This window comes from Leifsonia sp. CL147 (assembly GCF_900114565.1).
Classification (GTDB): domain Bacteria; phylum Actinomycetota; class Actinomycetes; order Actinomycetales; family Microbacteriaceae; genus Leifsonia.
In genome coordinates, this window is sequence record NZ_FOTM01000006.1 from 74,247 (window position 1) to 96,907 (window position 22,661).

18 protein-coding genes and 2 riboswitches are annotated in these 22,661 nt (G+C 71.0%); of the genes, 8 read left to right on the forward strand and 10 right to left on the reverse strand.

Going from position 1 to position 22,661, the window contains the following annotated elements; translation table 11 throughout:
* Nucleotides 1–473: 473 nt before the first annotated feature.
* The 4 genes from BM287_RS07335 (at nucleotide 474) to BM287_RS07350 (ending at nucleotide 5,637) form a co-directional block, all read left to right on the forward strand.
* Entirely contained in the window at nucleotides 474–1,778 is a 1,305-nt protein-coding gene (locus tag BM287_RS07335) for an ABC transporter substrate-binding protein (RefSeq protein ID WP_090037583.1), read from the forward strand.
* A gap of 83 nt (nucleotides 1,779–1,861) precedes the next feature.
* Nucleotides 1,862–2,842 (forward strand): carbohydrate ABC transporter permease, encoded by a 981-nt coding sequence (locus tag BM287_RS07340; RefSeq protein ID WP_090037580.1) that lies wholly within the window; start codon nucleotides 1,862–1,864, stop codon nucleotides 2,840–2,842.
* Complete coding sequence (locus BM287_RS07345) at nucleotides 2,835–3,674, forward strand: carbohydrate ABC transporter permease (RefSeq protein WP_090037577.1); 840 nt, start codon at nucleotides 2,835–2,837, stop codon at nucleotides 3,672–3,674. The genes BM287_RS07340 and BM287_RS07345 overlap by 8 nt, the downstream gene beginning before the upstream one ends.
* A 31-nt stretch (nucleotides 3,675–3,705) precedes the next feature.
* Entirely contained in the window at nucleotides 3,706–5,637 is a 1,932-nt protein-coding gene (locus BM287_RS07350; RefSeq protein ID WP_090037574.1) for a cellulase family glycosylhydrolase, read from the forward strand.
* Between the two features lie 98 nt (nucleotides 5,638–5,735).
* Here the strand turns inward: BM287_RS07350 and BM287_RS07355 are convergent, their stop codons facing one another.
* Complete coding sequence (locus BM287_RS07355) at nucleotides 5,736–7,220, reverse strand: helix-turn-helix transcriptional regulator (RefSeq protein ID WP_090037571.1); 1,485 nt, start codon at nucleotides 7,218–7,220, stop codon at nucleotides 5,736–5,738.
* A 133-nt stretch (nucleotides 7,221–7,353) separates the two neighbouring features.
* Between BM287_RS07355 and aceA the strand changes: the two genes are divergently transcribed.
* Nucleotides 7,354–8,763, forward strand: a complete 1,410-nt coding sequence (gene aceA / locus BM287_RS07360) for an isocitrate lyase (protein WP_244528007.1) — start codon at nucleotides 7,354–7,356, stop codon at nucleotides 8,761–8,763.
* 35 nt (nucleotides 8,764–8,798) lie between these two features.
* Nucleotides 8,799–10,424 (forward strand): malate synthase A, encoded by a 1,626-nt coding sequence (aceB, locus tag BM287_RS07365; RefSeq protein ID WP_090037568.1) that lies wholly within the window; start codon nucleotides 8,799–8,801, stop codon nucleotides 10,422–10,424.
* A gap of 4 nt (nucleotides 10,425–10,428) precedes the next feature.
* Here aceB and BM287_RS07370 read toward each other — a convergent pair whose 3' ends face one another.
* The 9 genes from BM287_RS07370 to BM287_RS07410 form a co-directional block, all read right to left on the reverse strand.
* Nucleotides 10,429–10,788, reverse strand: a complete 360-nt coding sequence (locus BM287_RS07370) for a DUF488 domain-containing protein (protein WP_090037565.1) — start codon at nucleotides 10,786–10,788, stop codon at nucleotides 10,429–10,431.
* Between the two features lie 34 nt (nucleotides 10,789–10,822).
* Complete coding sequence (locus tag BM287_RS07375; protein ID WP_090037561.1) at nucleotides 10,823–11,752, reverse strand: PfkB family carbohydrate kinase; 930 nt, start codon at nucleotides 11,750–11,752, stop codon at nucleotides 10,823–10,825.
* Nucleotides 11,745–12,773, reverse strand: a complete 1,029-nt coding sequence (locus tag BM287_RS07380; protein WP_090037558.1) for an ADP-ribosylglycohydrolase family protein — start codon at nucleotides 12,771–12,773, stop codon at nucleotides 11,745–11,747. The genes BM287_RS07375 and BM287_RS07380 overlap by 8 nt, the downstream gene beginning before the upstream one ends.
* 499 nt (nucleotides 12,774–13,272) lie before the next feature.
* Nucleotides 13,273–14,775, reverse strand: a complete 1,503-nt coding sequence (locus tag BM287_RS07385; RefSeq protein ID WP_090037555.1) for an MDR family MFS transporter — start codon at nucleotides 14,773–14,775, stop codon at nucleotides 13,273–13,275.
* Between the two features lie 166 nt (nucleotides 14,776–14,941).
* Nucleotides 14,942–16,084 carry a cysteine desulfurase family protein gene (locus BM287_RS07390; RefSeq protein ID WP_090037552.1) on the reverse strand — a complete coding sequence of 381 codons (1,143 nt, stop codon included), beginning with the start codon at nucleotides 16,082–16,084 and terminating at the stop codon, nucleotides 14,942–14,944.
* Nucleotides 16,081–16,935: a carboxylating nicotinate-nucleotide diphosphorylase gene (gene nadC, locus BM287_RS07395; RefSeq protein ID WP_090037550.1), complete on the reverse strand. Its 855-nt coding sequence runs from the start codon at nucleotides 16,933–16,935 to the stop codon at nucleotides 16,081–16,083. The genes BM287_RS07390 and nadC overlap by 4 nt, the downstream gene beginning before the upstream one ends.
* The gene (nadB, locus tag BM287_RS07400) at nucleotides 16,929–18,602 is read right to left on the reverse strand and encodes an L-aspartate oxidase (protein ID WP_090037547.1); all 1,674 of its coding nucleotides are present in this window, start codon (nucleotides 18,600–18,602) and stop codon (nucleotides 16,929–16,931) included. Before nadB ends, nadC begins: the two co-directional genes overlap by 7 nt.
* A 1-nt stretch (nucleotide 18,603) precedes the next feature.
* Entirely contained in the window at nucleotides 18,604–19,899 is a 1,296-nt protein-coding gene (gene nadA / locus BM287_RS07405; RefSeq protein ID WP_090037544.1) for a quinolinate synthase NadA, read from the reverse strand.
* A complete protein-coding gene (locus BM287_RS07410; protein ID WP_090037541.1) occupies nucleotides 19,896–20,627 on the reverse strand; it encodes an NUDIX hydrolase in 732 nt (243 codons plus the stop codon). Before BM287_RS07410 ends, nadA begins: the two co-directional genes overlap by 4 nt.
* A gap of 145 nt (nucleotides 20,628–20,772) precedes the next feature.
* A riboswitch (glycine riboswitch) is annotated at nucleotides 20,773–20,867 on the forward strand.
* Nucleotides 20,868–20,977: riboswitch (glycine riboswitch) on the forward strand.
* Nucleotides 20,978–21,038: 61 nt separating this feature from the next.
* Here BM287_RS07410 and gcvT point away from each other — a divergent pair.
* On the forward strand, nucleotides 21,039–22,268 hold the full coding sequence (gene gcvT, locus BM287_RS07415) for a glycine cleavage system aminomethyltransferase GcvT (protein WP_244528009.1): 1,230 nt from the start codon (nucleotides 21,039–21,041) through the stop codon (nucleotides 22,266–22,268).
* Between the two features lie 2 nt (nucleotides 22,269–22,270).
* The gene (gcvH, locus tag BM287_RS07420) at nucleotides 22,271–22,645 is read left to right on the forward strand and encodes a glycine cleavage system protein GcvH (protein WP_090037538.1); all 375 of its coding nucleotides are present in this window, start codon (nucleotides 22,271–22,273) and stop codon (nucleotides 22,643–22,645) included.
* The last annotated feature ends 16 nt before the right edge of the window (nucleotides 22,646–22,661 follow it).

Consider the following 22,661-nt stretch of genomic DNA (forward strand, 5'->3'; position numbering starts at 1 on the left):
ATGCCCGGCGCCGGTGCGGGGCCGGTGGCGCGGAGCTGGCGGAGCGGGTCTCTGCCGCACGGGCATCCACTCAGGTGCGTCTGCTGAGGTGCTCGTTGTTGTAGTCGACACGCCGTGTGCGTGTGCAACAACGAGCACTTCGGCGAGAGGGGAGCGCGGAACCGAGGCCCGGGCGACCGGAGGCGGTGGCACAGGGATGAGCGGCACCGGCCTCGCCGCCGGCCGTCCCCGTCCGCGGCGCCGGCCGCGCCGGCGCCCACCCCCGTCCGCGGCGCCGGGCGCGCCGGCGCCCGCCCCGGCCGCGCGGGCGCCGCCGGCCGCCCCCGGGACGGGGGAACGGCACGTATACCCTCGGACGGGTGAAGTCAAGGATTGACACCTGAACCGGTTAAGTTAGGCTTCCCCTGGCGCACCCCGCCCGGACTCGCACCGGGCCGGCACGCGCCCCCATCAAGAGACGAAGGAGTCACACAATGAGGAAACGCGCCATCGCCGCAGCGGCAGTAGCCGCGGCGGTCTCGCTCGTGGTCGCGGGCTGCAGCAGCTCGGGGTCCGGATCGTCGTCCAGCGGCGCGACGATCACGTACTGGGCGAGCAACCAGGGCACCAGCCTCGCCAACGACAAGCAGGTCCTCACCCCGGTGCTCGACGAGTTCACGAAAGAGACCGGCGTCAAGGTCAAGCTCGAGGTCATCGGCTGGAACGACCTGCAGACGCGCATCCAGACGGCCGTCACCTCCGGCCAGGGGCCGGACGTGCTGAACATCGGCAACACGTGGGCGGCCTCCCTGCAGGCGACCGGAGCGTTCCTGCCGTTCGACGACGCCAACATGAAGAGCATCGGCGGCAGCGACAAGTTCGTGAAGACCGCGCTCGAGACCGGCGGCGCCCCCGGCAAGCCCGTCACCAGCGTCCCGCTCTACGGCCTCGCCTACGGCCTCTACTACAACAAGAAGATGTACAGCGACGCCGGCCTGCAGCCGCCGACGACGTGGGAGGAGCTGGTGACCGCAGCCAAGAAGCTCACCACCGGCAGCCAGTACGGATTCTCGCTCGCGGCGGGCAGCTACACCGAGAACGTTCACTTCGCCTTCATCAACGCGTCGCAGAACGGCGGCGAGTGGTTCGACAGCAAGGGCAACCCGACGTTCACGCAGCAGGCGAACATCGACGGCATCAAGCGCTACCTCGACCTGATGCAGACGGACAAGGTGGTCAACCCCTCCAACGCCCAGTACGACAACGGCGTGCAGGCGGTCAACGACTTCGCCACCGGCAAGGTCGCGATGATCCTCAGCCAGAACAACGCGGACGCCTCCATCGTCTCCAACGGCATGAAGAGCGACCAGTACGGCGTCGTCCCGTTCCCCGCGCCGGAGGGTGCGAAGAAGATCGCCAGCTTCCCGGCCGGCATCAACCTCTCCATCTTCAAGAACACGAAGAACAAGGATGCGGCCCTCAAGTTCGTCAAGTACATGACGAGCGAATCCACCCAGGGCAAGCTGGCGAAGCCGTACGCGGTGCTCCCCGTGCTGAACGGCCTCAAGCCGGGCTTCACGGACAACGCCGACGAGGCGGCGACCTTCCAGAAGATCTACAACGACATGACGAAGCCGTTGCCGCTGGTGCCCGCCGAGGACCAGTTCGAGAACACGGTCGGAAAGGCGATGAACGACATGTTCGCCAAGATCGCCACCGGCAGCACGATCAGCGACGCCGACATCAAGACGGCGATGCAGAACGCGCAGGACCAGGTCAAGCAGTCCCTGGGCGGCTGATCCGCCGATCACGACAACTCGCCGGGCGGGATGCGCCCCCGCTGCATCCCGCCCGGCGAACCGCCACATCCTCAAGGAGACTCATGTCGACGACGACAGACGTCCGCGGGCCGGCGACCACGACGCCGCCCGCCGCACCCCCCAAGCCCAAGCGCCGTCGGCCGAAGGGATGGTGGCTGCCGTTTCTGCTGCTGCTCCCGGCCATCCTGTTCGAGCTGCTCATCCACGTCGTCCCGATGCTCACGGGCATCTGGATCAGCTTCACCCAGCTGACCAAGTTCTTCATCGCCAACTGGGGCGAAGCGCCGTTCGTCGGTTTCAAGAACTACACGGTCGCCCTCGACTTCACGAGCTCGATCGGCTCGGGACTGTACAAGTCGTTCTTCGTGACGGTCGGGTTCACCATCCTGGTCGTCGGCCTGTCCTGGGTGCTCGGGATGGCCGCCGCCGTCGCGCTGCAGGGCCGGTTCCGGGGGCGTTCGTTCTTCCGCACGCTGTTCCTCGTGCCGTACGCGCTGCCGCTCTACGCGGGCATCATCACCTGGAAGTTCATGTTCCAGAAGGACACAGGCGCGATCAACCACTTCCTGTTCGACAACCTGCACCTGCCCGGCGACAAGCCGTTCTGGCTGATCGGCGGGAACGCGTTCTGGTCGATCGTCATCGTCGCGATCTGGCGGCTGTGGCCGTTCGCGTTCCTGATGCTGATGGCGGGCCTGCAGTCCATCCCGACGGACGTGTACGAGGCCTCGGCGGTGGATGGCGCGAAGCCGTTCCGGCAGTGGCGCGCCATCACCCTCCCGATGCTGCGCCCGGTGAACGCCGTGCTGCTCCTGGTGATGTTCCTGTGGACGTTCAACGACTTCAACACGCCCTACGTCCTCTTCGGGAGCACCGCCCAACCCGCCGCAGGCGACCTGATCTCGTTCCACATCTACAACGCGTCGTTCCTGACCTGGAACTTCGGCTCGGGAGCCGCGATGAGCGTCCTCCTGCTGCTGTTCCTGCTGATCGTGACCGGCATCTACCTGATCTTCGTGAACCGGAGGAACCGCAATGCGTGAGACCCGCTCATCCCACGTCTTCCGCTGGGTGACCATCGCCGTGCTGACCGTGTTCACGGTCGTGCCGCTCTACGTGATGATCACCTCGTCGGTGAAGCCGCTGTCCGAGGTGCAGTCCGCCTTCACCTGGTGGCCGCAGACGTTCACCATCCAGCCGTTCATCGACATGTGGTCGACGGTGCCGCTGGCGAACTATTTCGTGAACAGCCTGATCGTGTCGAGCGCTGCGACCCTGATCTCGCTCGTGATCGCCGTGTTCGCCGCCTATGCGGTGTCGCGCTACCGCTTCAAGGGCCGGACGGCGTTCACGACGACGGTGCTGTCCACGCAGATGTTCCCCGGCGTGCTGTTCCTGCTGCCGCTGTTCCTCATCTTCGTCAACATCAACCAGGCGACCGGGATCCAGCTGGTCGGCACGCGCTGGGGCCTGATCATCACGTACTTCACGTTCGTGCTTCCCTTCTCGATCTGGATGCTCGCCGGCTACTTCGACGGCATCCCGCGCGACCTCGACGAGGCCGCGAAGGTGGATGGGTCGGGCCCGATGGGCGCGCTGTGGCACGTCGTGCTGCCCGCGGCCCGTCCCGGCCTCATCGCCGTCGCGATCTACTCGTTCATGACAAGCTGGGGCGAGGTGCTGTTCGCGTCGGTGATGACGACGGATGAGAACCGGACGCTCGCGGTCGGCCTGCAGCTCTACTCCACGCAGACGAACGTGTACTGGAACCAGATCATGGCGGCGTCGCTGGTGGTGTCCATCCCGATCGTCGTCGCGTTCCTGCTGCTGCAGCGCAACTTCGTCGCAGGTCTCACGGCCGGTGCGGTCAAGTGACGCACGCCCGCACCTCCCACTGAAAGGCATCATGGATCGTCCTTCCCCGGTCTTGCAGGTCGACGACGCCCCGGCGGTGTGGCTCGGCGCCAACTTCTGGTCGCGCACCGGCGGCCCCCTCATGTGGACGCGCTACGACGCGGGCATCGTGCGGGACGAGCTGCGCGTGCTCGCCGAGCACGGCCTCAACATGACGCGGTCGTTCTTCTACTGGCCCGACTTCCACCCGACGCCCGACTCGCTCGACGAGCAGTGCATCGCCAACTTCGCCGACTTCCTCGACGCCCATTCGGAGATCGGGATGACGACCGTCCCGACGTTCCTCGTCGGACACATGTCCGGCGAGAACTGGGACCCCGCCTGGCGCGACGGGCGCGACCTGTACCACGACGTCTGGTTCGTCGGCCGGCAGGCGTGGTACGTGCGGGAGCTGACCTCGCGGTTCGCCGCGCATCCGGCGGTCGCCGGGTGGCTGCTGACCAACGAGGTGCCGATCTACGGCGGCGAGGCGCCGCGTCCCGTCGTGGATGCGTGGGCGTCGCTGCTGGTGGATGCGGTGCGCGCGGGCGGCGGGACGCAGCCGGTCGCGGTCGGGGACGGGGCGTGGGGCATCGAGACGACGGGGCACGACAACGGCTTCTCGGTGCGCGACCTGGCGAAGTTCACCGACTTCATCGGGCCGCACGTGTACCGGATGGAGACCGACCAGGTCCGGCAGCACCTGAAGGCGGCCTATATCGCGGAGCTCGCGGCGACGGACGGACTTCCCGTGATCATGGAGGAGTTCGGGCTGACGAGCGATTTCGTGTCGGACGCCGGAGCGGCCTCCTACTACCGGCAGCTGCTCTACTCGACGCTGCTGGCCGGCGCGACCGGGTGGATCGCCTGGAACAACACCGACTACGACGACCTCGCCGACCAGCGGCCGTACTCGCACCATCCCTTCGAGATGCACTTCGGGATCACCGACCGCCACGGAGCGCCCAAGCCGCCGCTGCGCGAACTGGCGCGGTTCGCGTCGGATCTCGCCGCGATCGACCTGCCGTCGGCGCGGAGGGCGCCGGTGGATGCGGCTCTCGTCGTTCCGTCGCACCTCGCGGAGGATTATCCCTTCACGCAGGAGGAGGAGCGGGCGCACATCGTCGCGACCGGCGAGCAGGCGTACGTCGCAGCGCACGAAGCGCACATCCCGGTCGCCGTGGTCCGCGAGAAGGCGGACGGCGGACTGCCGGCCGGATACGGGCTGTACGTGCTGCCGTCGGTGAAGCAGCTGTGCGCATCCTCCTGGCAGCAGTTGATCGCGCTGGCGCAGGAGGGCGCGACCGTCTACGCGTCGTACTCGCACGGCCCGGGAGGAGTGCAGCGCGGACCGTGGTGGGCGCACACCGAGGAGCTGTTCGGCGTCCGGATGGAGAGCGCGTACGGGCTCGCCGAGCCGGTGCCCGACGAGACCGTCGAGGTGCGGTTCACCGAGTCGTTCGGGCCGCTCGCGGCCGGGACCACGCTGTCGTTCACGGCCGCGGGCACCGAGAACGGGCGCACCTACCTGCCGGTGCGGGCGACCTCGGGACGGGTGGTGGCGGTGGATGCGCACGGCCGTCCCGCTCTCGTCGTGCAGGACCACGGTGCGGGGCGCGCGGTGCTGAGCACCTATCCACTCGAGTACTTCGCGTCGGCGCAGGCGCGGGTGAATCCCGAGCAGACCTGGCGGCTGTACGACGCGCTCGCCGACGTGGCGGACGTGGAGCGGGATGTGCGGCTCGACGACCCGCGCGTGTTCACAGATGCGCTGGTGCACGACGACGGCCGCCGCTTCGTCGTCTTCGTCTCGCAGCACGAGACCCCCGCGACCGTGACCCCGTCCGTCCCCGGTGGCGCCCTGGTCACCCTCGACGGCGAACCCTCGCCGACCGTCTCCCTCGCCCCCTACGGCGTCGCCCTCCGCCTCCTCACCCACGACTGACCCCCCGCCCCACCGCTCCCGCCCCACCATCGAGTCCACAGAGATTGCACGCGACACGCCGGGGGAGCGTGCAATCTGTGTGTACTCGACGGTGGGGGTTACGCCGAGGCGGAGGTGGGGGCGTGGCGGTCGAGGAAGGCGTAGACCTCGGTGGGGTCGACGCCGGGGAAGGTGCCCGTCGGGAGGGCGGCGAGCAGGGAGGTGGGGGTCCGGGCAGCGGGCCACGCCATCCCCTCCCAGCGACCGGCGAGGGCGGAGGGCGGCCGGCGGCAGCAGGACTCCTCGGGGCACCGCGAGACGGCGCGGTGCACGGTCTCGCGTCCGCGGAACCACTTCACGTGCGCGAACGGCACGCCGACGCTGACCGAGTAGTCGCCCTCCTTGGCCTTCTCGACGCGTGACGTGCACCAGAAGGTTCCGCTCGGCGTGTCCGTGTACTGGTAGTACGGGCTGAAGCGGTCGGCGACGTCGAACACGGTGCGCGCGGTCCAGCTGCGGCAGACCGGCGTCCCCTCGACCGCGCCGAGCGCATCGGAGGGGAAGGCGACGGAGTCGTTCTCGTACGCCTTGATGATCGTCCCCGACTCGTGCACCTTCATGAAGTGCACCGGGATGCCGAGCCGCGCGGTGGCGAGGTTGGTGAACCGGTGCGCCGCCGTCTCGTACGACACCGCGAACGCATCCCGCAGGTCCTCCATCGAGATGCGGCGGAAGTTCTTCGCCTCGGTGAGGAACGCGACCGCATCCTTCTCCGGCAGCAGGAGCGCCGCCGTCAGGTAGTTGGTCTCGATGCGCTGCCGCAGAAAATCGGCGTAATTTCCCGGCTCGTCGTGATCGAGCAGGTGCGAGGCGAACGCCTGCAGGATCGGCGAGCGCGAGTCGCGGGAGGCCGACCGCTCGGTCGGCAGGTAGATGCGTCCGTTCCGCCGGTCGGTGACCGAGCGGGTGGAGTGCGGCAGGTCGCCGACGTAGTGCAGCGAGTAGCCGAGGTGGTCGGCCATGTCGGAGACGGTCTGGTGCGAGACCGGCCCTCCGGTGTGCCCGACGACCGCGAGGAGCTTCGCGGCGATCGCCTCCAGTTCGGGGAAGTGGTTGTCGCGCGCCCGCATCGTGGCGCGCAGTTCCGCGTTGGCGCGCCGTGCCTCCTCGGGCGTCGCGGCCCGCTCCCGGTGCAGCCGCTCCACCTCCTGGTGCAGGGCGAGGATGGCGTGCAGCGTCGTGTCGGGCACGGTCCGCGAGACGCGGGTCGGCTCGATGCCGAGGGAGGCGAACACCGGTCCGCGCTGCGCCCGCTCGACCGCGATCTCGAGCGCCGCGCGCTCGTCCGGCGCCTCGGGCGCGAGCAGGTCGTCGACTGTCACGTCGAGCGCCGCGGCGATCCCGCGCAGCAGGGCGAGGCGCGGCTCGCGGTTGCCGTTCTCGATCGTCGACACCTGCGACGGCGCCCGGTCGACGGCCGCGGCCAGCGCCTCCAGCGTCATCCCGCGCTTCTGGCGGAACGCGCGGATGCGCCGGCCCAGGGTGAGCGCGTCGGCTGCGGGGTGGTCGTCGTGCACGTCCTCGATGACGGTCATGGTGGCCATCGTGACACTGCGCCGAAGTTCTGGCAAACAGAAGAACGGCCGGATTTCTCCCGATGGAGGTGGATGCGCGGTTCGCGGCAGGGCGAAGGATCGAGTCATCCGATCCGAGAGATCCCGACCGATGGAGGTCCCCATGCCCGACCAGCCGATCCCCGCGCAGCCGATCCCCGCGCAGCCGACGCCGGCGCAGCCGACGCCCGGGCAGCCGACGCCCGGGCAGCCGACGCCGGCAGACCGCACGCCCGCCCACCGCCCCGGCGACATCATCCAGACCGCCGCCGGACTGCAACTGGAGTGGGATGCCGACCCGCGCTGGTCCGGCATCCGCCGCGACTACACGGCGGCCGACGTCGTGGCGCTCCGCGGCCCGGTCCGCGAGGAGCAGACGCTCGCCCGCCGCGGCGCCGAGCGGCTCTGGGAGCTCCTCCAGCGCGAAGGCGCAACGGACGACCCGCGCTGGGTCGCCGCGCTCGGGGCGCTGACCGGCAATCAGGCGGTGCAGCAGGTCCGCGCCGGCCTGCAGGCGATCTACCTGTCCGGCTGGCAGGTGGCCGCCGACGCGAATCTCGCCGGGCAGACCTACCCCGACCAGAGCCTGTACCCGGTCAACTCGGTGCCGGCCGTCGTCCGCCGCATCAACAACGCGCTCCTGCGCGCGGGCCAGGTCGAGGGAACCGACGGCCCGGTGCCCGAGTGGATGGCTCCCATCGTCGCCGACGCCGAGGCCGGTTTCGGCGGTCCCCTCAACGCCTACGAGCTGATGCACGCGATGATCCAGGCGGGCGCCGCGGGCGTCCACTGGGAGGACCAGCTGGCGAGCGAGAAGAAGTGCGGCCACATGGGCGGCAAGGTCCTCATCCCAACCGGGCAGCACATCCGCACGCTCAACGCTGCGCGCCTCGCCGCGGACGTCGCGGGGGTCCCGACCATCGTGATCGCCCGGACGGATGCGCTGGCCGCGACGCTGCTGACGAGCGACCACGACGAGCGGGACCGGCCGTTCCTCACCGGGACCCGGACCGCCGAGGGCTTCTACGAGGTCACGAACGGCATCGAGCCGGTCATCGCCCGCGGCCTCGCGTACGCGCCCTACGCCGACCTGCTCTGGGTGGAGTCCGCCGAACCGGACCTCGACCTCGCCCGGCGATTCGCCGAAGCCGTGCACGCCGAGTTCCCGGGCAAGAAGCTCGCCTACAACTGCTCCCCGTCGTTCAACTGGCGCAGCCACCTCGACGACGAGACCATCGCCCGGTTCCAGCGGGAGCTCGCAGCGATGGGATACGCCTTCCAGTTCATCACGCTGGCCGGCTTCCACGCCCTCAACCACTCCATGTTCACGCTCGCCCGGGACTACGCCACCCGGCAGATGAGCGCCTACGTCGACCTGCAGGATGCGGAATTCGCCTCCGAGGCCGACGGCTACACCGCCACCCGCCACCAGCGGGAGGTCGGCACCGGCTATTTCGACCGCATCGCGACCGCGCTCAACCCCGACAGCGCCACGCTCGCCCTGGTCGGCTCCACCGAAGCACACCAGTTCTGACCCCAGCCCCAGCTGTTCCTGAAGGAGACACGCACATGATCGAGATCACCGGGCCGCGCATCGACGGCACCGACCACATCCTGACTCCGGAGGCGATCGCCTTCGTCGACCACCTGCACCAGGCCTTCGCCGGCCGGCGGCAGGAACTGCTGGCGGAACGTCAGCGGCACCGCGCGGACGCCGGCAACGGCCGCGACCCGCGATTCCTGAGCAGCACCGCCGCGATCCGCGACGACGACTCCTGGCGCGTGGCCGGAGCGGGTCCCGGCCTCGCGGACCGCCGTGTCGAGATCACCGGACCCACCGATCCCAAGATGGCGATCAACGCCCTCAACTCCGGCGCCCGCGTCTGGCTCGCCGACCTGGAGGACGCGACGAGTCCCACCTGGGAGAACATCGCCGGCGGCCAGCGGACGTTGCACGACGCCGTGCGCGGACGCCTCGCCTTCACCAGCCCGGAGGGCAAGGAGTACCGGGTCACCACGCCGTTCGCCCACACACCGACGATCGTGATGCGCCCGCGCGGCTGGCACCTGGTCGAGAAGCATCTCGCGTTCACCGACCGGGCCGGTCGCACGTCGCCCGCCAGCGCCTCCCTCACCGACTTCGGCCTGTACTTCTGGCACAACGCGCAGGCCCTGGTGGATGTGGGACGCGGCCCCTACTTCTACCTGCCCAAGCTGGAGTCGCACCACGAGGCGCGGCTGTGGAACGACATCTTCGTCTTCGCACAGCAGCGCATCGGGATGCCCGTCGGCACCATCCGCGCGACCGTGCTGATCGAGACGATCCCGGCGGCGTTCGAGATGGAGGAGATCCTCTACGAACTGCGCGAGCACTGCGCCGGCCTCAACGCGGGACGCTGGGACTACATCTTCTCCATGATCAAGACGTTCCAGGGCCGCGGGCGCCGGTTCGCCTTCGGAGACCGCGACCGCATCACGATGACGGTCCCCTTCATGCGGGCGTACACCGAGCTGCTGGTCGCGACCTGCCACCGCCGCGGGGCGCACGCGATCGGCGGGATGAGCGCGTTCATCCCGAACCGGAGGGATGCCGAGGCCACGACGCGAGCACTGGCGCGGGTCGCCGAGGACAAGCGGCGCGAGGCCGGGGACGGCTTCGACGGCACCTGGGTGGCGCATCCCGATCTCATCCCGACGGCGCTCGCCGAGTTCGACGCGGTCCTGGGGGAGCGGCCCCACCAGGTGTCGCGGCGGCGGGACGACGTGCGGGTCAGCGCGGACGACCTGCTCGCCGTGGGCGACGCCGACGCCACCGTGACGGATGCGGGGGTGCGGTCGAACGTCTCGGTCGCCCTCCGGTACATCGAAGCCTGGCTGCGCGGAACCGGCGCCGTCGCGATCGACGGGCTGATGGAGGATGCGGCGACAGCCGAGATCTCCCGCTCGCTGCTGCGGCAGTGGATCGACAACCGGATCGTCACGGCGGAGGGCACGGCGGTCTCGCACGAGACGGTCGCGCGCATCCTGGACGAGGAGCTCTCACGGCTGGACGACGAGGGCACCCGGTTCGCGGACGCCGCCGAGCTGCTGCGCGAGGTGGCACTGGGGGAGGAGTTCCCGACGTTCCTCACGATCCCGGCCTACGCGCGGTACCTGGTGGATGCGGGAACGCCCGACCTGGCGCTCGCCGGCTGATGGATTACGGATGGTGCTCGAGGTACTCCTCGAGCACCTTTCCGTGGTTCACCTCCGGGTCGCGAAGCCCGACCAGCAGCGTGATCACGGGATGCTGCCGCGCGAGCGTCCGCAGCTCCTCCACGGCCGGATTCGTGTCGAGCTCGCTCTCATAGCGAGCGCGGAACTCGTCGAAGGCCTGGTGCTCGCCGGACGGGTTCTGATGGAACCACCGGCGCAACTCCGTGGAGGGCGCCACCTCCTTCAGCCACAGGTCGATGTCGGCGCGCTCCTTGCTGAGACCCCTCGGCCAGAGCCGGTCGACGAGCACGCGGAACCCGTCCTCGGGTGCCGGCGGATCGTAGATGCGCTTCACCGTGAACATGTGATGCCCCTCTCTTCTGCGGCTTGCCGGTCCCTCACTCGCCGCCCAGCAGCGCGTCCGTCTCGGCCGCCCGCGGCGCGGTCGCCGGTCCTCGTCGCGAGACGGAGAGCGCCGCCGCGGCGTTCGCCCGCCGTGCGGCCTCGAGCGGCGGGAGGCCGCGGGTCAGCGCGGCGGCCAGAACGCCTCCGAACGCATCGCCCGCCCCCGTCGTATCCACCGCGGTGACGGGGAACGCCGGCAGGTGCGCCGGCGCCGGCTCCTCCGTGGCGACCCAGCATCCCGACGCCCCATCGCGCACCACGGCGACCCCGCCCGTGCGCAGCATCCCGCGCAGGGCGCCGGCGGCCGGAGCGGGATGCGCGTTGCTGCGGAGGATGCGGGCTTCGCGCGCGTTCGTGCTGAGCACGTCCGTGCGGCGCAGCGTCGCCTCGAGCAGGTCGGCATCGAGCGAGCCGACCAGCGGCGACGGGTCGAACACCACCTGGGTCTCAGTCCGTAACGTCGTGAGCCAGCCGGCGACGGCGGCACCCGCGACGGGATGGGCGAGGCTGTACCCGGACACGTACACGACATCGCTCGCCGTGGGTCGTACCGCCTCCAGGTCGGCGCGGGTCAGCATCCCCTCGGCGCCCGGCGCTGTGACGAACGTGCGCTCGGCGTCCGCGTCGACCAGGACCACGCAGTAGCCGTTGTCGGCGGACTCCAGAGGCGGGTTGGCGACGCCGATCCCCTCCCGCCAGAGCGCCTCGGCCACGACTTCGCCGAAGGGCCCGCTGCCCGACCGGCCGGCGAAGACCACCTCCGCGCCGTCGCGCGCGGCCGCCGCCATGACGTTGAAGCCGCCGCCCGCGGTCATCCCGGCCGACGAGGCCAGGACGTCGCCGCCGCGCTCGGGAAGCGCATCCACCTGCAGCAGCAGATCGACTACGACCGTCCCGGTGAAGATCAGGCGTCCGTCAGCCATGTCGCGTCCTCAGCTGCAGCAGTCCGTCGACGAGCCGCTCGAAGTCGAGAGCGTTCACGCGGCGGACGGTGTCCAGGGCCGTCCGCGGCCAGTCCGCCGCACCGGTCGCGCCGAGCACCGCACCGGCCATCGCCGCGATCGTGTCGGTGTCGCCGCCGAGACCCGCGGCGCGGCAGAGCGTGTCCCACGCCGCATCCGGATCGGTGGCCTCGCCGCTCTCGACGGTCACGGCGACCAGCGCGAGTGCCGCCACCACCGACTCCTGGGCGGCGACGGAGGTGCCGATCACCTCCGCGAGCGCGTCGTCCTGCTCATCGGCGGAGAGGCCGAGGAGGAAGGGGACGGCCCACGCCAGCCGCTCGGCGATGTCGCCGCCCGCGACCCAGTGGCCGCGTCGACCGCCTTCGCGGGCCGCCGCGACCGCCAGCTCCAGAGCCTCCGGCGTGTCGGCGCCGTCGATCCCGGCGCTCACCGCGGCCCCCACGGCGGCGGCGCTCGCGATGCCGATCCCGGTGTTGTGCGTCAGCGTGCTCACGTGGGCGACCGCATCCACGAACTCGCCGAGGGGTTCGACGGGGACGGCGATCCCGACCGGCGCGATCCGCATGGCGGCGCCGTTCGTCGCGCCGAAGCGTCCGGCTTCCTCGGGCGGCATGCCGTCCTGGAGGCGCTGCAGCGCCGCGCGGGTGCTGGGACCGAGCAGGTCGAGCGAGCCGCGCGCCTCCATCGCCCGCTCCCAGGCGAGGAGCTCGGCGGCGAAGGCGGCCGGACGTACGGTGCCGCCGCCGTCGATGAGCAGCCGCGCGAGCAGCACGGCCTGCTCGGTGTCGTCCGTCACGGAGCCGGCCGGCATGCCCGCAGCGATCTGCTGGTGCGGACCCGCCGCCACGAGGCCACCGATCCGGCCGTGGTCGGCGTGGATGCGGTCCCGCGACATCGACTGCGTCGGCATCCCGAGAGCGTCGCCCAGCGCCAGGCCGTGGAGGGCAGCGAGGGACCGGGCGCGTGCGCTGTCCCTCACAGCGCCGCCATCGCGCGGACCCGCGCGTCGGACGGTTCAGGGGTGCGGATGATGCTCACGGCTGCCTCCTTGCGTGCTGTCCCTCCCATTCTCGCGCGCTCGCCGCCCCGCCATCGAGTCCGCGGAGATTGCACGCCGCCGCGGCGTGTCGCGTGCAGTCTGTGCGGACTCGATGCAGGGGCGCGATGCGGGGACGCAACGACTCGAGGTGGGGCGCAACGGCGAGTCCGCAGAGGTTGCACGCCGACGCGGCGTGTCGCGTGCAGTCTGTGCGGACTCGATGGAGGTGCGCAATGCGGGGGTGCAACGACTTGATGTGGGGACGCAATGCCGAGTCCGCAGAGATTGCACGCCGACGCGGCGAGTCGCGTGCAATCTGTGCGGACTCGATGGAGGGGCGCGATGACTCGAGGGGGCGCAACGGCGAGTCCGCAGAGATTGCACGTCGAGGCGGCGTGTCGCGTGCAATCTGTGCGGACTCGATGGAGGGAGGGACGGCTCAGTGCGCGAGTGACGGGGCCTCGGAGGGGAGGTCGGCGGGCTTGCGCAGGAAGAAGGAGCCGGCGACGGCGAACAGGGAGATGATCGCGCCGGCCACGAAGGCGGCGCGGATGCCGCCGGCCTGCGCCGCATCCACTCCCGCACCGCCGGCCGCGAGTCCGGTGGCCTGAAGGGTGAGGACCGCGACGAGGAGGGCCGTACCGGCCGCCCCGCCGACCTGCTGGATCGTGCCGAGGATGGCGCTGCCGTGCGAGTAGAGGTGCGGTGGTACCGCTCCGAGCCCGGCTGTGAACAGCGGGGTGAACATCATCGCGAGCCCCAGGCTCATCACGACGTGCGCCGCGATGACGAGGCCGACCGGCGTGTGCTCGGTCAGCATGGTCAGCGACCACAGCACGAGGCTCACCAGGATCGACCCGGGAACGACGAGCACGCGCGGATCGTACCGGTCGTACAACCGCCCGACGAATGGCGCCGCGAGCCCCATGATGAGTCCGCCCGGGAGCAGGATGAGCCCGGTGGACAGCGTGTCGAGGTGCAGCACGTGCTGGAGGTACAGCGGAAGCACGATGATGACGCCGAACATGGATGCGGTGGTGATCGACATCAGGACGATCGACACCGTGAAGATCGGGTAGCGGAAGGTCCGCAGGTCGAGCAGGGCGCGGTCCCGTCGCTGCAGGAGCAGCTGCCGGGTGATGAAGGCAGCGAGACCGATCACGCCGACCACCAGCGAGCCCCAGAGCATGAACGGGCTCGCGGACGCGGGCCCGGACTCGCCGGAGAGGGTCAGCCCGTAGACCAGCCCTCCGAAGCCGAACGCCGACAGGATCACCGAGATCACGTCGATCCGGACCTTCTGCGGCTCGGTCACGTTCTCGACGAACCGCATGCCGATCAGCAGCATCACCAGGGCGATCGGCAGCACGATCAGGAAGATCCACCGCCAGGCCAGGAAGTTGAGGATGAGGCCGGAGATCGTCGGTCCGATCGCGGGAGCGACCGAGATGACGATCGAGACATTGCCCATCGTCCGGCCGCGCATCGCCGGGGGCACCAGCGTCATCAGCGTCGTCATGAGCAGCGGGATCATGATGGCCGTGCCGCTCGCCTGGATCACGCGGGCGGCAACCAGGACCGCGAACCCTGGCGCGAGTGCCGCGGCCAGCGTGCCGAGCGAGAACAGCGACATGGCGGCGATGAACATCTGCCGGGTCGTGTATCGCTGCAGCAGGAAGCCGGTGATCGGGATGACCACCGCCATCGTCAGCATGAAGGCCGTCGAGAGCCACTGCGCGGCAAGGGCATCGATGTGCAGGTCGTCCATCAGCCGGGGGATGGCGACCGCCATGATCGTCTCGTTGAGGATCACCACGAACGTGGCCGCCAGGAGCAGCCAGATCACCCGCTGGTCGCGTGGCGAGATCCGTGGTGCGGGGTCGGCGGGCAGCGGGAGGGCGCCGGTATCGATCGAAGGCGCAGGTGAGGTCTTCTCAGTCACCGGTACACCGTATCGATCAGCACCGACATCGCGAGTGTCGTTCTCGTGAACTGTGGAGAAGTTCGCTCTGGGCAGAACGGGGGAATAAACATCCCCTGAGCAAAGCAGTGGTTCGCCGCATCGAGCTCGACGGCCGAGCCACCGCATCCACCCCCGGCGCCGCCGCTCACCCCGACAGCCCGCGCACCACCCGCACCGCCTCGCCGACCGCAGGCGCGACCGCCGCGAGCTGCGCCGCCGGCACCTCGGGCCCCCACGAGAACCGCACGGCGGTCCGCGCGACGTCCTCCGGGTACCCGAGCGCCAGCAGCACGTGCGACGCGTCCTCGCTGCCGGCCGCGCAGGCCGACCCGCTGGAGGAGACCACGCCACGCCGTTCCAGCTCCAGGAGCACGGCCTCGCCGTTCGTGCCCGGGAAGACGAAGGAGGCGGTTCCCGGCAGCCGCGACGAGGGATGCCCGGTGAGCGCCGCCCCCGGCGCCTCCGTGAGCACGGCGGTCACGAACGCATCCCGTGCCTCCGCCGCCGCCCGCGCCCGCGCATCCCTGCCGTCCGAAGCCAGTCGCGCCGCCGTGGCCAGCCCCACCGCGCCGGCGACGTTCTCCGTTCCCGACCGCCGGCCCCGCTCCTGTCCGCCGCCGTGGATCACGGGCTCCAGCGGGATGCGCCCGCGCACGAACAGGGCGCCCACCCCCTTGGGCGCACCGAGTTTGTGGCCGGAGACGCTGAGCGCATCCACCCCCAGCGTCCCGACGTCGAGCGGCAGCCAGCCCGCCGCCTGAACGGCGTCCGTGTGGAGGGGGATGCCGTGCTCATGCGCGAGACCGGCGAGCGCCGCGATCGGCTGCACCGTCCCGACCTCGTTGTTCGCGAGCATCACCGAGGCCAGGGTGGTGCCGGGCCGGAGCGCCGCCGCGAAATCCTCGGGCGCCACCATCCCGTCACGGCCGACCGGGACGAACGTCACCTCGAAGGCGTGCAGCCGCACCAGATAGTCCACGGACGCGAGCACGGCCTCGTGCTCGATCCTCGTCGTCACGATGTGACGGCCGCGCGGGTTCGCCAGCGCGATCCCTTTGACGGCGAGATTGTCCGCCTCCGTGCCTCCGGAGGTGAAGGTCACCTCCGACGAGCGGCAGCCGAGCCAGGATGCGACCGCCGCACGCGCATCCGCGAGGGCGTGCGCCGCCGACTCGCCGACGCTGTGGTGGCTGGACGGATTGCCGAAGTCGCCGGTCAGGTACGGCCACATCGCCTCCAGCACCTCGCGGCGAACCGGTGAGGTGGCGGCGGCGTCGAGGTAGATCACTCCACCACCACGTCAAGTCCCAGGTCGAGCGAGCGGACGCTGTGGGTGAGGGATCCCGCCGAGATGACGTCGACGCCGGTCTCGGCGATGCTGCGGACGGTGCCGAGGCCGACGTTTCCGCTCGCCTCCACGATCGCCCGGCCCCCGACGCGCGCGACGCCCTCGCGGAGCTCGTCGAGCGTGAAGTTGTCGAGCATGATCGTGTCCACGCCCGCGGCCAGCACCGGCTCGATCTGGTCGATCCGGTCGACCTCGACCTCCAGGTGGGTGGTGTGGGAGAGCTGCTCCCGCACACGCAGCAGCGCCTCGGTCACCGTCAGCCCGGTCTGGGCGGTGAGGACGGCGAGGTGGTTGTCCTTGGCCATCACGGCGTCCGAGAGGGAGTAGCGGTGGTTGTGGCCGCCGCCCGCCCGCACGGCGTGCCGCTCGAACGCCCGCAGCCCGGGCGTGGTCTTGCGGGTGTCCACGATCCGCGCGGAGGTGTGGGCCACCTCGGCGACGAAGGCGGCCGTGAGCGTCGCGATGCCGCTCATCCGCTGGGTGAAGTTGAGGGCGACGCGCTCGCCCTGCAGCACGGAGCGCGCCGGTCCGGTCACCGTCGCCAGCGCATCCCCGGCCGCGAAGACGGCGCCGTCCGGGACGTGCAGAATCACCTCGATGGAGGGGTCCGTGAGCGTCATCGCCGCCGCGAAGACCTCTCCGCCGGCGAAGGTGCCGGACTCGCGCGCGACCAGCCGGGCGGTCGCGCGCGCCGCCTCCGGGATCAGCAGCTGGCTGGTCACATCGCCCCACGGCGCGTCCTCGACGAGGGCGGCCTGGACGACGGTGTGGATGAGCTGGCGGGTCAGCATGCTGCGGAAACCTCGAGACGGGTCGACTGCGGAACAAGGACGGTGTGGGCCGGCGTGCCGTCGGCCGGGAGCGGGAAGTCGGACCGGAAGTGCGCGCCCCGCGACTCCTCGCGGGCGAGCGCCGCAGCCACGACGAGCCGCGCCAGCGTGAGGAGGTTCGCGTCCTCGCCGGAGGTGGGGTCGCCCGAGGCGGGATCGGCGGAGGCGGGGTCGCCCGAGGCGGGATCGGCGGAGGCGGGGTCGCCCGAGACAGGATCGGCGGTCGCCGCGAGTTCGTCCGCGGCGGCAGCGAGCCGGGCGCCGTCGCGGTGGACGCCAGCCGCCTCCAACATCAGCCGCTGCAGCCGCTCGCGGTCGTAGGGGACGGATGCGGGATGCGCGTCCGCGCCGCCCGAACGCACTGCGCCGCCCGAACGCACCGCACCGCCCGAACGCGCCGCGCCGGCGACCGCCGCGTCCTGCACCCAGGCCGGCGACGCCATCCACGGCTCGTCGATCGCCCCGGCCGCGCGATGCGCGAACACGAGCCCCTCCAGCAGTGAGTTGGAGGCGAGCCGGTTGCCGCCGTGCGCGCCGGTGCAGGCCACCTCGCCGACGGCGAAGAGCCCGGGGACGCTGGTCCGCCCCTCCGTGTCCGTCGCCACGCCGCCCATGGCGTAGTGCGCCGCGGGCGTGACGGGGATCGGCTCGCGGCCCCAGTCGTAGCCCGTCGCCCGGCACGCCGCATCGATCGTGGGGAAGCGGCGGGCGAGGAAGTCCGCACCCAGCGCCGTCGCATCCAGCAGCACGGGATGCCCGCCCTGCGCGGCCATCTCGACCGCGATGCCGCGGGCGACCACGTCGCGCGGCGCCAGCTCCCCATCCGGATGGACGTCGAGCATGAAGCGCTCGCCGGCGGCGTTGCGGAGGACCGCTCCTTCGCCGCGCACCGCCTCCGAGACGAGGAAGGCACCCGCGGTGCCGCCCGCGACCGAGGCGGCGAGCGCGGTCGGGTGGAACTGGGTGAACTCCAGGTCGGCGAGCACGGCGCCCGCGCGCCACGCGGCGGCCACGCCGTCTCCGGTGGCCACCGCCGGGTTGGTGGTGTGCGCGTAGAGCTGCCCCCACCCGCCGGTCGCCAGGATCACCGCGTCGGCGTCCACGGCGAGGTCCGCGCCCTCCGCCGGGCGCAGCGACACCCCGGCGGCTCGGCCGTCGCGCAGGATCACATCGCGCAGGAAGACGCCCTCGACGACCGGGATGCCCGCCGCCCGCACGGCCGCGACCAGCGCGCGCTCGAGCTCGGCGCCGGTCGCATCGCCGCCCGCGTGGAGCACCCGGGCCGAGGAGTGGGCCGCCTCCAGCCCGCGGGCGAGTGCGTCGCCGTCGCGGTCGAACGCGGCACCGCGCGCGATCAGCTCGCGGACGCGATCCGGTCCGTCGGCGCAGAGCGCCTCCACCGCCTCCCGTACGTTCAGCCCGGCGCCGGCGCGCAGCGTGTCGGCGACGTGCGCGGCGACGCTGTCGTCCGGGAACAGCGCTGCGGCGATCCCGCCCTGCGCATACCGGGTGCTGCCGTCCGACAGTGCGGACTTGGTGACGATCGTCACGTGGTGCCCGAGCGTGTGCGCCCGGAGCGCGGCCGTCAGGCCTGCGATCCCGCTGCCGACGACGACGACGCGGGTCATGTCACGCCGCCATCGTGGTGTCGGGCCGCGCGGCGAGCATCCGCTCGAGGGCCACCCGTGCCGGCTCGGCGACCGTCGCAGGCACGCTCACCTGGTTGAGCACCTCGCCGCGGACCAGCCCCTCCAGCACCCAGGCCAGGTAGCCGGGGTGGATGCGGTACATCGTCGAGCACGGGCACACGACCGCGTCGAGGCAGAAGATGGTGTGCTGCGGGAACTGCGCGGCCAGCCGCTGCACCAGGTTGATCTCGGTGCCGATCGCGAACGTGGAGCCGGCCGGCGCCGCCTGGATCGCCTTGACGATGTAGTCGGTCGAGCCGTACTCGTCGGCCGCATCCACCACCTCCATCGGGCACTCGGGATGCACGATCACCCGGACCCCGGGGAATTCGGCCCGTGCGTGCTCGATCTGGCCGACCGTGAAGCGCTTGTGCACCGAGCAGAAGCCGTGCCACAGGATGACCTGCGCCTCCTGGAGGGTCTCGGCGTCCGTCCCGCCCCAGGCCTTGCGCGGGTTCCAGAGCGGCATCCGCTCGAGGGGGACGCCCATCGCCTTGGCCGTGTTGCGGCCCAGGTGCTGGTCGGGGAAGAAGAGGACGCGCTGCCCCCGCTCGAACGCCCACTGCAGCACGGTGGCGGCGTTCGAGGAGGTGCACACGATCCCGCCGTGCTCGCCGCAGAACGCCTTCAGAGCGGCCGACGAGTTCATGTAGGTGACCGGGATGACCGGGACGCGGCCGTCCGCATCGGGCTCGGTGCCGTACAGCTCCTCCAGCTGCTCCCAGCACTCCTGCACCGAGTCGAGGTCGGCCATGTCGGCCATCGAGCATCCCGCGGCCAGGTTCGGGAGGATGACCCGCTGGTCGGGACGCGACACGATGTCGGCCGTCTCGGCCATGAAGTGGACGCCGCAGAAGACGATCGCCTCCGCCTCCGGCCGGGCCTTCGCGGCGTTCGCGAGCTGGAACGAGTCGCCCACGAAGTCGGCGTACTGCACCACCTCCTCGCGCTGGTAGAAGTGGCCCATGACGGCGACGCGGTCGCCCAGCGTCTCTTTGGCGATCCGGATGCGCTCGGCCAGCTCCTGCGCGGAGGCGGTGCGGTACTCCTCCGGGAGTTCGCCCTGACGCGGCGTCTGCGCGGGGATCGGATCGGCCATGGAGGCGCCAGGGCCGTAGGAGGGCGGTGCCGCGTCGAACGCCCACGGCGCCTCCGCCAGCTCCGGAGTGCAGGTCTCGCCGGCGAGCTCGCCGGCGGCGATGAGCCGGATGGTGGTGTCGACCGAAGCTGTGGTCATGATTCGCTTCTTCCTTCGAACGGATGCTGCTGGCGGGGAAGCGGCCCCGCGTCGGCGAGGTCGATCTGGTCGTTGTAGCGGTAGAGCCGCGGCGGCCGGTGGGGGGTGCCGGTCAGGTACTCGTCGGTGGCGACGACGGCGCCGGATCCCTCGATCGTGCGCCGGAAGTTCGCCGGGTCGAGGGGCCTCCCGAGCACGGCCTCGTGCACGGCGCGGAGCTGGGCCAGGGTGAAGCGGTCGCCGAGGAACGCGTGGGCGATCCGCGAGTACTCCATCTTGGTGCGGAGGCGCCAGAGGGCGTACTCGACGATGACGTTGTGGTCGAACGCCAGCTCGGGGAGGTCGTCGGCCGGGAACCAGCGGACGTTCTCGCCGACGCTCGCGCGCTCCGCCTCTTCGCTTCGGACCAGCGCCCAGTACACGACGGAGACGACGCGCTCGGCGCCGGGGGAGCGGTCGGCGTCCCCGAAGGCGTACAGCTGCTCCAGGTAGCGCGGGGTGAGGCCGGTCGTGTCGTTGAGGGTGCGGGCGGCGGCGAAGGCGAGGTCCTCGCCGACGCGCAAGGGGCCGCCGGGCAGCGCCCACCGCCCGTCGAACGGCTCCCGGATGCGTCGCACCAGCGGCAGCCACACCTGGGGCACTCCGGCGGTCTCGTCGTCCGTGCGCAGCGCGAAGATGACCGTCGACACGGCGAGGATCGCGCTCTCGCGCTCATGCCGTGCCGCCATGCCGCACTCCCACCTAAAGGTCAACGTGACTCTAACGTTCCCACCATCTTAGTGTCATCCAGACCCGAACCACAAACCGGTGCTGCGAGCGGTACGCCGTCGAACCGGATATGCTGGCCGACATCCAACTGAATACCGGGCCAACGAGGTCGATGCGGGAGAGTCGCACGCGCAGGCGGGCGACACCGAAGGAGCAATCCTCCCCGACAATCTCTCAGGTACGCGTACCGCATCGAACTGGCCACTCTGAAAAGCAGGACGGCGCCCGCCGTCCTCGCCCACGGTGAAAGCCGCGTCGTCCAGCAGGGTGCCGCGGTGAAACTCTCAGGCCGGATGACAGAGGGGGAGTTCTTTCCGGGAGCTCGTCGCTCCCGCCGCCCCCGGCCGGATGGCCGGCGAATCGGAGAACTCATGACCTCGCAGCAGAGCCACGAAGCGCAGAGCGATGAAGCGCAGACCGAGCGAGCGCAGCAGCAGGAAGCGCCGAGCGCACACACCTCCCCTCTGCACGCCGCCCACGTCGCGGCCGGCGCCTCCTTCACCGATTTCGCCGGATGGCAGATGCCGGTCCGCTACTCGTCCGACCTGGCCGAGCACCACGCCGTGCGCACAGCCGCGGGCCTCTTCGACCTCTCGCACATGGGCGAGATCGTCGTCCTCGGACCTGAGGCGGGGCAGGCGCTCGACTACGCGCTCGCCGGGAAGCTCTCCTCTATCGCGGTGGACCAGGCCAAGTACAGCCTCCTGCTCTCCCGCACCGGCGGAATCGTGGATGACCTGGTCGTCTACCGCACGGGCGACGACCGCTACATGGTGGTCGCGAACGCGTCCAACCGGGATGCGGTGGCGCAGGAGCTGCGCGACCGCACCGCGCCGTTCGACGTCGAGGTGTTCGACGAGTCCGACGACATCGCCCTCATCGCCGTCCAGGGTCCGGCCGCGCTCTCCATCCTCCTCGCGACGCCGGGCCTCGCCGCCGACGAGGGCGCCCTCGACGGGGAGGACTTCGGAGAACGCCTCTCGGCTCTGAAGTACTACCGCTCGCTGCCGGCGGAGTTCCAGACGCATCCCGCGCTCATCGCCCGCACCGGCTACACCGGCGAGGACGGGTTCGAGCTGTACGTCGCCCCCGATGACGCGCGCGCCCTCTGGGATGCGCTGCTGGAGGTCGGCGCCGAGCAGGGCCTCGTGCCCGCGGGCCTCGCGAGCCGCGACACCCTCCGGCTCGAAGCGGGGATGCCGCTGTACGGCCACGAGCTGGGCCTCGCCACGATGCCGGCCCAGGCGGGTCTCGGCCGCGTCGTCAACCTCGCCAAGGCGACCGACTTCGTCGGCCGGGCCGCCAGCGAAGAGGGACCCGACGCGCAGGCGCCCGTCCTCGTCGGCCTCGCCGGAGAAGGCAAGCGCGCCGCACGCGCCGGCTACCCCGTCTTCGCCCGCGACGACAGCACGGGGGAGGACGCGGAGGTCGGGATCGTCACCTCCGGTGCGCTCTCTCCCACGCTCGGCGTGCCGATCGCGATGGCGTACGTCGCGCCCCGCTTCGCCCGCGAGAACACCGTCCTCGACGTGGATGTGCGCGGCTCCCGCCTGAAGTTCACCGTCACCGCCCTCCCCTTCTACAGCAGAAAGAAGCGCTAGCCATGGCCGCAGAACGAGACCTGAAGTACACCGCCGAGCACGAGTGGCTCCTCGTCGAGGGCGACGTGGCGACCGTCGGCATCACCGCCTACGCCGCCGAGAAGCTGGGCGACGTCGTGTTCGTCGAGCTGCCGGAGGTCGGCAGCGACGTGACCGCGGGCCGCGTCGTCGGCGAGATCGAGTCGACGAAGTCCGTCGGCGAGCTGTTCGCGCCGGTCGACGGCACGGTCGCCGAGGCGAACACCGCGGTGGTGGACGCTCCCGAGCTCGTCAACTCCGACCCCTTCGGCGACGGCTGGCTGGTGAAGGTCCGCTTCACCGAGCTGCCCGCGAACCTCCTGAGCTACGACGAGTACGCCGCCCTGACCGGCGAGTAAGGCATTCGACCCTGAC

Bases quoted from the DNA above. Each gene is read 5' to 3' on its own strand.
- nadA (WP_090037544.1), bottom strand. From the start codon at position 19,899: ATGACCACAGCTTCGGTCGACACCACCATCCGGCTCATCGCCGCCGGC.
- aceA (WP_244528007.1), top strand. From the start codon at position 7,354: ATGCCCGACCAGCCGATCCCCGCGCAGCCGATCCCCGCGCAGCCGACG.
- gcvH (WP_090037538.1), top strand. From the start codon at position 22,271: ATGGCCGCAGAACGAGACCTGAAGTACACCGCCGAGCACGAGTGGCTC.
- BM287_RS07340 (WP_090037580.1), top strand. From the start codon at position 1,862: ATGTCGACGACGACAGACGTCCGCGGGCCGGCGACCACGACGCCGCCC.
- BM287_RS07345 (WP_090037577.1), top strand. From the start codon at position 2,835: ATGCGTGAGACCCGCTCATCCCACGTCTTCCGCTGGGTGACCATCGCC.
- nadC (WP_090037550.1), bottom strand. From the start codon at position 16,935: ATGCTGACCCGCCAGCTCATCCACACCGTCGTCCAGGCCGCCCTCGTC.
- BM287_RS07355 (WP_090037571.1), bottom strand. From the start codon at position 7,220: ATGGCCACCATGACCGTCATCGAGGACGTGCACGACGACCACCCCGCA.
- nadB (WP_090037547.1), bottom strand. From the start codon at position 18,602: ATGACCCGCGTCGTCGTCGTCGGCAGCGGGATCGCAGGCCTGACGGCC.
- BM287_RS07335 (WP_090037583.1), top strand. From the start codon at position 474: ATGAGGAAACGCGCCATCGCCGCAGCGGCAGTAGCCGCGGCGGTCTCG.
- BM287_RS07370 (WP_090037565.1), bottom strand. From the start codon at position 10,788: ATGTTCACGGTGAAGCGCATCTACGATCCGCCGGCACCCGAGGACGGG.
- gcvT (WP_244528009.1), top strand. From the start codon at position 21,039: ATGACCTCGCAGCAGAGCCACGAAGCGCAGAGCGATGAAGCGCAGACC.
- BM287_RS07410 (WP_090037541.1), bottom strand. From the start codon at position 20,627: ATGGCGGCACGGCATGAGCGCGAGAGCGCGATCCTCGCCGTGTCGACG.
- aceB (WP_090037568.1), top strand. From the start codon at position 8,799: ATGATCGAGATCACCGGGCCGCGCATCGACGGCACCGACCACATCCTG.
- BM287_RS07350 (WP_090037574.1), top strand. From the start codon at position 3,706: ATGGATCGTCCTTCCCCGGTCTTGCAGGTCGACGACGCCCCGGCGGTG.
- BM287_RS07375 (WP_090037561.1), bottom strand. From the start codon at position 11,752: ATGGCTGACGGACGCCTGATCTTCACCGGGACGGTCGTAGTCGATCTG.